This window comes from Stieleria tagensis (assembly GCF_024129865.1).
Taxonomy (GTDB): domain Bacteria; phylum Planctomycetota; class Planctomycetia; order Pirellulales; family Pirellulaceae; genus Stieleria; species Stieleria tagensis.
In genome coordinates, this window is the sequence record NZ_JAMYFE010000020.1 from 1 (window position 1) to 12,414 (window position 12,414).

At 56.1% G+C, this 12,414-nt stretch carries 9 protein-coding genes; 7 read left to right on the forward strand and 2 right to left on the reverse strand.

Annotated features, from left to right (window positions below):
- Window positions 1-348: 348 nt before the first annotated feature.
- Together NHH03_RS03320 and aceE are read right to left on the reverse strand one after the other, a co-directional pair.
- Window positions 349-1,809, reverse strand: coding sequence for a 2-oxo acid dehydrogenase subunit E2 (locus NHH03_RS03320; RefSeq protein WP_253154322.1), 1,461 nt, complete (start codon window positions 1,807-1,809; stop codon window positions 349-351).
- Between the two features lie 80 nt (window positions 1,810-1,889).
- Complete coding sequence (gene aceE, locus NHH03_RS03325) at window positions 1,890-4,619, reverse strand: pyruvate dehydrogenase (acetyl-transferring), homodimeric type (protein WP_253154323.1); 2,730 nt, start codon at window positions 4,617-4,619, stop codon at window positions 1,890-1,892.
- Between the two features lie 387 nt (window positions 4,620-5,006).
- Between aceE and NHH03_RS03330 the strand changes: the two genes are divergently transcribed.
- From NHH03_RS03330 to phoU, 7 genes are all read left to right on the forward strand, one after another.
- The gene (locus NHH03_RS03330) at window positions 5,007-5,882 is read left to right on the forward strand and encodes an SDR family NAD(P)-dependent oxidoreductase (protein WP_253154324.1); all 876 of its coding nucleotides are present in this window, start codon (window positions 5,007-5,009) and stop codon (window positions 5,880-5,882) included.
- A 518-nt stretch (window positions 5,883-6,400) separates the two neighbouring features.
- Window positions 6,401-7,405, forward strand: a complete 1,005-nt coding sequence (locus NHH03_RS03335; RefSeq protein WP_253154325.1) for an AAA family ATPase — start codon at window positions 6,401-6,403, stop codon at window positions 7,403-7,405.
- Window positions 7,402-8,457 (forward strand): PstS family phosphate ABC transporter substrate-binding protein, encoded by a 1,056-nt coding sequence (locus tag NHH03_RS03340; protein ID WP_253154326.1) that lies wholly within the window; start codon window positions 7,402-7,404, stop codon window positions 8,455-8,457. Before NHH03_RS03335 ends, NHH03_RS03340 begins: the two co-directional genes overlap by 4 nt.
- A 7-nt stretch (window positions 8,458-8,464) precedes the next feature.
- Window positions 8,465-9,412 (forward strand): phosphate ABC transporter permease subunit PstC, encoded by a 948-nt coding sequence (pstC, locus tag NHH03_RS03345; protein ID WP_253154327.1) that lies wholly within the window; start codon window positions 8,465-8,467, stop codon window positions 9,410-9,412.
- On the forward strand, window positions 9,409-10,638 hold the full coding sequence (locus tag NHH03_RS03350) for a PstA family ABC transporter permease (RefSeq protein ID WP_253154328.1): 1,230 nt from the start codon (window positions 9,409-9,411) through the stop codon (window positions 10,636-10,638). Before pstC ends, NHH03_RS03350 begins: the two co-directional genes overlap by 4 nt.
- Window positions 10,639-10,651: 13 nt before the next feature.
- On the forward strand, window positions 10,652-11,488 hold the full coding sequence (pstB, locus tag NHH03_RS03355) for a phosphate ABC transporter ATP-binding protein PstB (RefSeq protein WP_253154329.1): 837 nt from the start codon (window positions 10,652-10,654) through the stop codon (window positions 11,486-11,488).
- Window positions 11,489-11,497: 9 nt separating this feature from the next.
- Window positions 11,498-12,196, forward strand: coding sequence for a phosphate signaling complex protein PhoU (gene phoU / locus NHH03_RS03360; RefSeq protein WP_253154330.1), 699 nt, complete (start codon window positions 11,498-11,500; stop codon window positions 12,194-12,196).
- Window positions 12,197-12,414 lie beyond the last annotated feature (218 nt).

Consider the following 12,414-nt stretch of genomic DNA (forward strand, 5'->3'; position numbering starts at 1 on the left):
AGTGAAGAGATCGAAGCGGCAATTTGCCGAGTCATTTGCGTTGAAAAGGCTCTTATCGCAACCCGACGCGTCAGTTCAACGGCGCTGGTGTGGAGGATTTATCCAACTCGAGTGAGGGTTTTCTGCGAAGAATAAAGCCGGTCGGATAAATCCTCCACACCAACTAGCGACCGGCTAATTAAATCAACAGCCCGGTCGGGTTACCATAAAAGCGCAACTTCAAAACTCACGCGTCGGGTTACCAAAAACCAATGCCCCACGTGATAGCGCTGGCTTCAAAACACCGTGGCCGGGCTCACTGGGCCCAGCCACAAAAGCAGACATACGCAATACGTCTTGAAGTGGCGACTAGAATGCCAGCAGCAGACGACTGGGGGCTTCAAGGTAGCTAATCACGTCGTTCAAGAACCGTGCGGCAGTCCCACCATCGACCAAGCGGTGATCGTAGGACAGCGACAGCGGCATCATCAGCCGTGGGGCGATCGTGTCGTCAGGCATCACGACGGGCAATTTTCGACTGCGGCCGACCAACAGGATTGCGACTTCGGGAACGTTCACGATCGGCGTTGAGTATTGTCCACCGATCGCCCCCAAGTTACTGATCGTAAACGATCCACCGCGCAAATCGTTCACAGCAAATTGCCCGCTACGGACTTTGCCTGCCATATCCGCTAGCGCGCGGGTGGTACCGGGAATGCTTAGCGTGTCGGCGTCTTTCATGACCGGGACCACCAGCCCGCGATCGGTATCGACCGCGATCCCGACGTTGACATAATCCTTGTAAATCAGCTGCTCGTTTTCTTCGTCGATCGTTGCGTTGATCGCCGGGTGGTGTTTCAAGGCTGTCGCCACCGCCTTGATCAAGAATGGCATCGTTGTCAGCTTCAATCCTTGCGCCGCATAGTCGGACTTGCTGGATTGACGCAGCCGTTCCAGTTCGGTGATGTCCGCGTCATCAAAGTTGGTCACGCGTGGCACGCTGGACCAACTGACGTGCATTTGTTTGCTGATCGTCTTGCGGATTTTGCTCATCCGTTCGACGTGCACGTTGCCAAAATCATCGGTGGCCGGCGTCCCTGGCCGACCGGTTACAGCGCCACCGCTGGACGCGGGCGGTGCCGCCGAGGTGCTGGAAGTGCTCTGGGGCGCGGGTGCAGCGGCCGGCTGACTGGCGGATTGGTTGGCAGCACGCACCGCCGCCAGCACATCGTCGCGACTGATTCGTCCGCCTTCGCTGGTTCCGGTGACGCGGTTCAAGTCCACCCCGACTTCGCGCGCAAATCGCCGCACGGCGGGGCCGGCTGGGATCGGCCCACTGTCGGTGTTGGACGAAGCGGGGGCCGCAGGAGCAGGCTTTGCGGGTGCGGGCGCTGCCGGTGGCGGAGTCGCGGGTGCAGGCTGCTGTGGTGCGGCTTGTTGTGGTGCGGCAGCAGCGGCAGGCGGTTCCGCAGCCGGTGCTTTGGGTTCTACCGGCGGTGGTTCGGGTGCTGCCGGCGGTGCTTCGGCAGCCGGTTCAGACTTGGCCGGTGCGGCTTCCGGCTCGGGAGCTTTTTCCGGGGCAGCGGACCCGGACGCCGCTTCGACTTCGATCAGCACGCCACCGATTGGCACCGTGTCGCCCTCGCCGACAACAATCTTGGCAACTGTTCCGGCGACCGTTGATGGAACGGGCACCGTCGCTTTGTCGGTTTCCATTTCAACGATGTCCTGACCTTCAGTGATCACATCGCCGACGGAGACAAAGACTTCCAAAACGTCACCGGATTCGATGCCGTCGCCAAGATCGGGGAGAGTAACTTCGGTGGCCATGACAGGGTGTATTGAGCGAAAGTGGAATTCGACACGGCGGCATCGTGCCACCGCAGTTATTGAGGGGGGGAGAATACGAACTAGGCGTAATACGGATCTTGTTTGTCTGCGTCATACCCGAGGTCTTCGATCGCCGATTGAACATCGGCGGGTTTGAAGACACCGGATTTGCAAAGCCGACTGAGTGTGGCGATGGTAACCGATTCGGCATCGACCTCGAAGTGCCGACGCAAGGCTTCGCGGGTTTCGCTGCGTCCCATCCCATCGGTTCCCAGAACAAAATAGTCGCCTGGAATCCAAGGTGTTAGTTGTTCAGCGAGTGCACGAACATAGTCGCTGGCCGAGATGAACGGGCCTTCGACGCCTTGCAGCGTTTCTTCTAGGTAGCTGACCCGAGGCGTTTCGGTCGGGTGTAACATGTTCCATCGATCGCAGGCGGCAGCGTCACGCCGCAGCTGGGTGTAGCTGGTCACACTCCAAACATCGCTGGCGACACCGTATTTTTCCGCCAACAATTCCTGAGCCGCCAGCACGCAATTCAAGATCGCACCGCTACCGAACAATTGCACACGGGCTTTGGCATCTTTGACTTCGCGGCTTCTGAATTTGTACATCCCTTTGACGATGCCATCTTCGCAGCCCTCGGGCATCGACGGATGCGAATACTCTTCGTTTTCGCTCATCAGGTAATAGATGCATTGTTCACCTTCGCCGTACATCTTTTGCAATCCGTGCTGGATGATCACGACCACCTCGTAGGCGAATGCGGGATCGTAGGCACGGACTGTCGGGAAAGCGATCGCGTTGAGCAGGCTGTGACCGTCTTGGTGCTGAAGCCCTTCACCGTTGAGCGTGGTTCGACCGGCGGTTCCACCAATCAGAAAACCTTTGGCACGCATATCGGCGGCGGCCCAGATCAGGTCACCGATCCGTTGGAAACCGAACATGCTGTAATAGATAAAGAACGGAATCATGTTGACGCCGTGACAGCTATAGGCCGTCCCGGCTGCATTGAAGCTGGCCATCGAACCGGCTTCGGTGATCCCCTCTTCCAAAATCTGTCCGTCCTGGGCCTCTTTGTACTTTTGCAGAATCGCCGAATCGATCGGTTCATACAATTGGCCGGCGTGGGCATAAATCCCGAACTGCGTGAACATGCCTTCCATGCCAAAGGTTCGCGATTCGTCCGGAACGATTGGCACCATGTACTTGCCGATCTTTTTGTCTCGGCAAAGTGCGATCAACGTTTGCACGACAGCAAACGTCGTGCTGACGCTTTTGTCTTCCAACCGTTTGATGGTCTTCCCCATGTCGCTTAGCGACGGGACTTCCAACGTCGGATGCTCAGTCGGCCTGGATGGCAGGTAGCCGCCGAGCGCTTCACGGCGCTGTTGCAGGTACTTGATTTCATTGCTGCCGGCCGGCGGCTTGTAGAACGGCGTGTTGACGACTTCTTCGTCGCTGATCGGGATGCCGAATCGCGACCGAAACTCCAACAATTCCGCTTCGTTTAGCTTTTTCTGGTTGTGAGCAACGTTGCGTCCCTCACCGGCTTCGCCCAGACCGTAACCTTTGATGGTTTTCGCCAACACGACAGTCGGTTTGCCGTTTTTGGATTCGACGGCTTGCTGATACGCCGCATAGACCTTTTCCGGATCGTGGCCGCCGCGACGCATTTTCTCGAGTTTTTCGTCACTGAAATTCTCGACCAACTTCAACAGCTCGGGGTACTTGCCGAAGAAGTGTTCGCGAATGTAACTGCCGGGCATACCGGAGTATTTTTGGTATTGGCCGTCGACGACTTCGCCCATCCGTTTGGCAAGCAAACCGGTCGTGTCACGCTGTAACAACTCGTCCCACTCGCTACCCCACACGACTTTGATAACGTTCCAGCCTGCACCACGGAAAATCGATTCCAGCTCTTGAATGATTTTGCCGTTGCCACGAACTGGTCCATCCAACCGCTGCAGGTTGCAGTTGATGACGAAGATCAGGTTGTCCAGTTTTTCACGAGACGCCAATCCGATCGCGCCGAGTGTCTCTGGTTCGTCGCACTCGCCGTCGCCCAAGAAGGCCCAAACCCGTTGACCGCTGGTGTCTTTGATGCCACGGTCACGCAGGTATTCGTTGAACCGAGCTTGGTAGATCGACATGATCGGGCCGAGGCCCATCGAGACGGTGGGATATTCCCAGAAATCCGGCATCAACCAAGGGTGTGGGTAACTGCTGAGTCCACCACCGGGTGCCAATTCACGCCGGAAGTTGGCCAGTTTCTCGTCGGTCAATCGGCCTTCGACATAAGCCCGGCTGTACATGCCCGGTGAAGCGTGACCTTGGAAATAGACCGAGTCACCGCTGTAGCCGTCTTCCCCGCGGCCTTGAAAGAAATGGTTGAAAGCGACTTCATACAGGGTTGCGCTCGAGGCAAACGTACTGATGTGACCGCCAACGCCGCCGCCACGTTTGTTGCCACCGACGACCATCGCCATCGCGTTCCAGCGAATGATCGATTTGATCCGTCGTTCCAAATCACGGTTGCCAGGATAGGCCGGCTGTTCCGACACCGGGATCGTGTTCAGGTAGGGGGTCGTGGTATCAGCCGCCGCTTGAACGCCTTGTTCGGCAGCGCGATTGCGGAGTTTTTCCAGAAGGAATCGAACGCGATCTTGTCCTTTGCTCTTCAGAACATATTCCAGTGATGCCATCCACTCTTTGGTTTCGGCGGCATCAACATCCACTTCGGCGCTCCGTTCGAGTTCGCCGAGTTGTTTTTTCACTTCGTCCTGGGCCATTGTTTTCGAATCCGACATTACAAGTTACTTCCCTTGAGGCAATTTCGCAGCTCTAACATTCCCAGTTCATTTCGCCGTAACGGTTGGTTCAACGCCAAAGACAATCCTGTCTGCGGAATTTACGGCATTTGCGTAACCCCAAAAGGTTAGCCGCCAATGCCTTGTCACGGCAAGGGCACGGCGCTACCACGGGGATTACGGTCCCATTGTGTTCTATAGACCGGAAAACGCTAAGCCACTGTCAAATTTTTTTCGCCAGCGGCCGCCGGCCATCCTCCCCCGCTTGAGAGGGTCGTCCGCTGCGTTTAAAACGTCAATGCCGTCTACTTCGCAGCAGTTTATCGTTTTACGTTGCAATCCAGGGTGAGGGACAAAGTGGAGATACAGGCGGCGAAAAGTCAGACGATGAAAATTCGTGCGGTGGTGACCGGCGCATCGTCAGGCATCGGACGCGCCATCGCGTTGTCGCTGGCAGGCAGAATCGTGGCCGGCAGAAACGCACCCGGACAGATCGAATCGCTGCCACCGAACCCACTGGCAACCGACGATTCGGCAGCGGATTCGGCACCACGACCCGCAGCGGATTCGTCGTCTGCTGTGCTGGTCCATTATTGCAACAACCGTGACGGGGCGGAACAAACCGCCGACCAGATTCGTGAAATGGGCGTGGCGACCGAAATCGTCCGCGGCGATTTGTGCCAGGCGGAGGATCGCCGGCGGTTGGTCGATGATGTCTGGAATTTTTTCGGACCGCCGACGACCTGGGTCAATAATGCCGGCGCGGACGTCCTGACCGGCCCGGCAAGTGAATGGCCGTTTGATCAAAAATTGCGTGTTTTAATGGAAACCGATGTGTTCGGGACGATCGATCTGACGCGACGGGTCGTCCAGCGACTGCCGGTCGGTGGCACTGATCCGCCGGCCTCGATCACATTTATCGGCTGGGACCAGGCGCTACAGGGAATGGACGGCGACGCGGGCCAAATGTTTGCGCCGGTCAAAGCCGCGGTGACGGCCTATGCGTCCAGTTTGGCACAACAGGTCGCACCGGATATTCGAGTCAACACGATCGCCCCCGGGTGGATCCAAACGGCCTGGGGAAACCAAACCGATTCTTACTGGGACCGCCGCGCAAAACGCGACGCTCTGATGCAGCGATGGGGGACACCAGCAGACGTCGCCCGGGCGGTTTGTTTTGTTGCCGATCCCGCGAATTCCTTTTGCACCGGACAAACAATCAACGTCAACGGCGGTTGGAACCGAACTTTCAACGCGGAATAGTGAATCATTTCGAAGCCGCGTTGAACTTAGTTTTCAATTGAAACGGACAGACAAATTGCCGCATCGACCTCTTCCCGCTCCCTAGGCAAAGCAAGCCTCTCAGACCGTTTGGACCTCCGTCTCTTCTGCCGAGCGGGCCGTTGATTTGGTAGCCCGACGCGTGAGTTTTGAAGCCGACGGCGGCACATGGTTTCACGCCGCCGGCAGTCATTTTTTCGCCCGTTGGTCTTTAGAAAACGCTGGCGCGTTTCAACCTTTTCAACTCAAATGACTCGGCAAATTGCTGCTTCGATCTCTTCACTCTCCCTTGGGAGAGTCGGCCTCTCAGGGCCGGAGAGGGGCTTTCCAAAAACCCTCTCCGGCCGCTTAGACGTCCGACTCTCCCGCAAGGCGGGAGAGTGAATTGTTATAGCGCTGGCTTTAAAACATGCGGTCGCGTGCCACCACCGCCGGCAACGAAGACGCTAAACTGTCGATCGCCGTGAACCAGCTCTCTCGACTTCTCTTTTGGGTGATCCATGACCAACGCTGACGAATCGACTCTCGCCAAAGCCGAACATTTTCGCAGCCGCTATGAAGAGGTGCGTGAAATGATCGGACGGGTGATCGTCGGACATGATGACATCGTTCAAGGCGTGTTGACGGCCATGCTGTGTGGCGGCCATTGCTTGCTGGAAGGCGTCCCCGGGTTGGGGAAAACCATGCTGGTGCGAACTTTGTCCCAGGTTTTGGACCTTGATTTTAATCGCATTCAATTCACACCTGACCTGATGCCCGCAGATATTTTGGGCACCAATATGATCGTGGAATCCGAGGATGGGCATCGAAAGTTCGAATTCCAACGTGGGCCTGTGTTCACCCAGATTTTGCTGGCCGATGAAATCAACCGTGCGACTCCGAAAACCCAGTCGGCGATGTTGGAAACGATGCAAGAGGGCACCGTGACGGCCGCCGGTTCGCGTTATGATTTGGACAAACCGTTTTTTGTCCTGGCAACGCAGAATCCGATCGAGCAAGAGGGAACCTATCCGCTGCCGGAAGCCCAGTTGGACCGGTTCTTGTTCAAATTGGTTGTCGGCTACAGCAACCGCGACGATTTGAACCTGATTGTCGAACGCACCACTCGCGGCGAGCAGGCGCCGATCGACAAAGTCATGGACGGTGCGGAGATTCGCCAGATGCAATCGATGGTCCGTGATGTTGTGCTGACGCCCCCGATTCGCGACTATTTGGTCCGACTGACGTTGGCGACGCACCCCGACGGTCCGCACGCGGTTGATGCGACCAACCAATACGTCCGCTGGGGTGCCAGCCCTCGCGGTGCTCAAACGCTGGCATTGGCCTCCAAAGTCCGCGCGATCTTGGCAGGCCGTTTCAACGTCAGCTTCGAAGACATCCGCCGCGTTTATCTACCGACCATGCGGCACCGCGTGCTGTTGAACTTCGAAGCTCAAGCCGAAGGGATTGAAACCGACACGGTGCTGTTGGAGATTTTGGAGAAAGTCCGTGAGGCGGCTGATTGAAAACCACTCACCGTATGACCGCATCGCGGCTGATCCGATCACTGGTGATCTGCTCGCTGTTGGTTGCCGGATGCGATCAGCCAACCGCGCCAAATCCTGTTGCTCCATCCGTTTCAAACCTGAAAGGTTCTATCAAAATCAACGGCAGTAGCACCTCGCTGCTTATTAGCAATGCGGTTCGCGAAGCGTTTCTGCAGCGTTTTCCTGACGTGACAGTGACCGTCAACGGCGCGGGCACCGGCAATGGCTTTGACGAGTTTCAAAGTAAACAGATCGACATCGCCGACGCCTCGCGACCGATTCGCCCCACCGAGCTAGAAAAGTGCAAGACGCATGGCGTCGAGTTTCTTGAATTGCCGGTTGCCTACGATGGATTAACGATCGTCGTGCACCCGCAAAACGATTGGGTCGACGCCTTGACCGTGCCGCAATTGAAACAATTGTTTGTCGCTGAACAGGCAGCAAAAAAATGGAGCGACGTTGACCCCCGTTGGCCCGATCAGGCAATCGATCTGTATGCCCCGGGGACCGGCAGTGGCAGCTATGACTACTTTCGCGAAGTCGTCGTGGGCGATTCAGGGCAGTTGCTTCGCAGAGACATGAATTTGAACGAAGACGACAATGTCTTGGTGCAAGGAGTAGCCGGAAACAAGTATTCGATTGGTTTTTTTGGAGTGGCCTACTACGAAGAGAGCAAGCAGAGTTTAAAGGCGGTCAAAATCGTCAATCCCAGCGATGGAGTTGCGTATCTGCCGACCGCTGACGCAATCATCAGCGGTCGCTACGCCCCCTTCAGTCGGCCGTTGTTCATCTATGTCAGCGTTGCATCACTGAGGCGTGTGGAAGTCGCTGCGTTTGTGAATTTCTATCTCGAAAATGTTTCCTGGTTGTGCGAAAAAGTCGCTTACGTTCGACTGCCGCAAGAATTGCTGCAACGGAGCATCGGAAACTATCATGCCAAGCAAACCGGGACTCACTACATCAACTCCGCTGGCGAGGTACGCAGCGGGGCCTTGGCCGACGTTTTCTTGCCGACGAATCTTGGCCAGTAGGTGACCGATGGCGCTTCCAAAAGCCCTTCAAGAGCAAGATTTCAAATCGACCACCACGGGAATGTTGTCCGAACGATTGATCGTTTCCTGTTTGGCGCTCTGTGCATTGACAACGGTCCTGATCACGGTCGGCATCATCTACATGTTGATCAGCCAAAGCGTTGGATTTTTCAGTAGCGATCAGATCACGTTGCGCGAGTTTGTGACCGGCACCGAATGGACGGCGCTGCAAAGTAAACAACTGCAGCAATCGAAATTCGGCATCCTGCCGCTGCTAAGTGGCACGCTGCGTGTGACCACCGTAGCGATGTTGATCGCGCTGCCGCTGGGGCTGATCACGGCGATCTACCTGAGCGAGTTTGCCTCGCCCTGGATTCGTAGCTGGTTGAAACCCACTTTGGAAATCATCGCGGGTGTGCCGACGGTCGTGTTTGGATACTTTGCCATCCTGGTCATCAGCCCTAGCCTGCAGTGGTTCAGTGGTGGCGGGTTCGCAACCTTCAATGCCACCAGTGCGGGTATCGCCGTTGGCATCCTTTGTCTGCCGATGGTGTGCAGTTTGTCCGAGGACGCGATGCGGGCCGTTCCCAATAGTTTGCGTGAAGGAGCTTATGGGCTTGGTTGCACACCCTACGAAACCGCGGTGAAAGTCGTCGTTCCGGCGGCGTTTAGCGGGATCGTGTCTGCGTTTCTATTGGCATTCAGCCGCGCAATCGGTGAAACCATGATCGTGGCTTTGGCGGCGGGAACATTGCCAACGTTTTCGGCCGACCCCACTCGACAAGCTCAAACGATGACCGGATTCATCGTCGAAATGATTAAGAGTGAGAACGAATACGGCACGGTGCAGCATTTCAGTCTGTACGCGGTCGCTGTTACGTTGTTCGCGATCACTTTCTTGATGACGTTACTGGGACAGATGATTCGGCGGCGGTTCCAGGAGTCCTACGAATGAACAAGTTGCCCGTGGCGCTGACCCGGCATGACGCAAACAAGATTGCCCGCTACACCAAACGTCGCAAACAGTTTAGCGCGGCGTTCTATGCGCTGTGTGTCGCCATTGCTCTGTTGAGCGTGGCGATTTTGGTCGTGTTGTTGATGTCGATTGGGATCGAAGGCCAGTCGCGACTGTCGACCGATTTGCTGACGCGATCACATAGCGAACTCCAGCCCCAGCGGAGTGGCATGTGGCCGGCGATTGTGGGGTCCCTGCTGGTGTGTGGCACCTGTGGATTGCTGGCGTTGCCGCTGGGCATCGGAACAGCCATCTTTTTGGAGGAATTCAAACCACGTAACCGTTGGCTATTGCGGCTTCGTAGTTTTGTGCAACTGAATGTTTCCAACTTGGCCGGTGTCCCGTCCATTGTCTACGGTCTGCTTGGCCTGACGATGTTCGTCTACATGTTCAACCTGTTTGGTCAAATCCAGGTGAATCAGTCATCGGGCTGGGAACTCATGGGAGCCAAGCACCTGTACCAAGTGTTGACGTTGGAACCCGATCACGCGGTATTCATCCCGCAGACCAATCGCAACCAAAATCAGATCACGATCGACCGCCCTCTTGACGGGTTGGACCAGGATTGGAATCCGATCGCGATCGACGTTTGGGCGCCGGGAACACCGCAACCGAAAGATCCAGAAGTCCGCCGGCGGACGGTCGCTGCCGGAACAACCGGCGGAACAGTCACCGACAAAGCGTGGTACTATTTCCGACTGCCGTTGGACAGAAGTTTTTTGGCCGGTGGGTTGACCCTGGGGCTGGTGATCCTGCCGATCATCATCATCGCATCACAAGAGGCGCTGCGCAGCGTTCCGTCGTCATTGCGTGAGGCGTCACTGGGATTGGGGGCAACGAATTGGCAAACGGTGCGTGATGTGACCTTTCCCGCTGCCGTGCCAGGGATCATGACCGGCGCGATTCTAGCAATGGGGCGCGCGATCGGCGAAGCCGCTCCAATTCTGATGGTCTTGGGCGCAACGATTTCAAAAGAGTCCGGACCAAGGCACCTGATGGACAATGCGGTGACCATGCCGGTGCTGATCTTCAACTGGGCGGGGCGCCAACAGCAAGAATTCAAACAACTTTCGGCCGCCGCCATCATCGTACTGCTGGTGACGTTGTTGATTTTGAACTCGGTTGCGATTCTGATCCGCCACAAAATTCAGCAATCACAACCGTGATACGATAAACGTCATGCCCCTTTCATCGACCACCGATACGACGCCCACTGATCCTCAATCGCAGCGCGGCCGAACGTTGATTCGCATTCAGAATTTCAACGCGTGGTACGGCGATTTCCAAGCGCTTCAGGATTTGACGCTGGACATTCCGCGACACCAGGTCACGGCATTCATCGGCCCCAGCGGGTGCGGGAAAAGCACGTTGCTGAAATGGATCAACCGCATGAACGATCTGACCCCCGGAGCGCGAGCCAAGGGCGGAATCAGTCTGTTGAGTGATCGACCGGACGAGCAAACGGTTGATGTCGATATTTTGGACCCCAACGTCGATGTCGTCAAACTGCGGCGCAAGATCGGAATTGTGTTCCAGAAACCGAACCCGTTCCCCAAAAGCATTTTCGACAATGTGGCCTTCGGTCCTCGTTTGCATTTAAAAACGACCAAATCCGAGCTGGACGAATTGGTGGAATGGGCGTTGCAAAAGGCAGCGGTTTGGGACGAAGTGAAAGATCGCCTGCAGGGACCGGCGCTCGGTTTGTCCGGCGGCCAGCAACAACGGTTGTGTATCGCGCGCGCGATCGCGATGGGCCCCGAGGTGCTGTTGATGGACGAACCCTGCAGCGCGCTCGACCCGGCCAGCACGCTTGCGATCGAAGACCTGATGTTTGAGTTGCGTTCCCAGTACACGATTGTGGTCGTTACTCATAACATGCAACAAGCGTCACGTTGTAGCGACAGAACGGCTTTCTTTTTCGAAGGCCGCTTGATCGAATCCGGCGAAACGCGAAAGATGTTTACGAATCCGGATAAAAATCAGACGGACGATTACGTTCGCGGAAAATTTGGTTGATCATCACTGATGTCAAAATTGCTTGAGCGCGAACTGGAAAGTCTGCGTGAACAACTTGTCGAACAATTCACCGTCGTTGAACAAATGATTCAACTGGCGGTCCGATCGCTGGTCCAGCGTCGCCCGGATTTAGCCGATCGTGTGGTCGAAAGCGATGCCGGGGTCGATGCGACGGATGTGAAGATCGAAGAGGAGTGTTTGAAGCTGTTGGCGTTGCACCAACCCGTTGCCGGAGACATGCGACAATTGATCGCAGTGATCAAAATCAACGGTGAACTCGAACGAATGGCCGACACCGCTTGTAACATCGCCGAACGCGCTAAAGCATTGGCGTCATTTCCTTTGTTCCGGGTCCCCGAGGAATTATCCGAAATGGTGGACGCGACCATCGGAATGGTGCGCCGCGCCTTGGACTCGTTTGTCAACAGCGACTCGCGAATGGCTGTGGATGTGATCAAGATGGACGACCTCGTCGACACGCTCAATCGAGTCATCATCGATCAGCTGCAGGAACTGATGAAGCGGGACAATGATCTCATTGAACCGGCGGTGCACTGCTTCAGCGCGTCGCGGCACTTGGAACGGATCGCCGATTTAGCTGAAAATTTAGCCGAGGAAGTGATCTATTTGGTGGAAGGCGAAATTGTGCGACACAAGCACGGATACAAGTTCGATGCCAAAAGCGGTGGCCAACGCAGCATCCCCTGAACAACCGTTTTGAAGCTCGCAACCTAGGGTGGCGGTTTGCTCGCTGCGCTCACAAGACCTGACCCTAGGCTAGGTGTGTCTAACGCCGTTGGCGTAAAGAGACCACAACCTGAATCAAGATCTTCGCTACATGGTTTTCCACGGTTGTGGCCGCTGGCGTGCCGCTGCGGAGACAGGCCTGCTCGTGCTAGCTCAAAACGCTGTCTCTTATAACATCT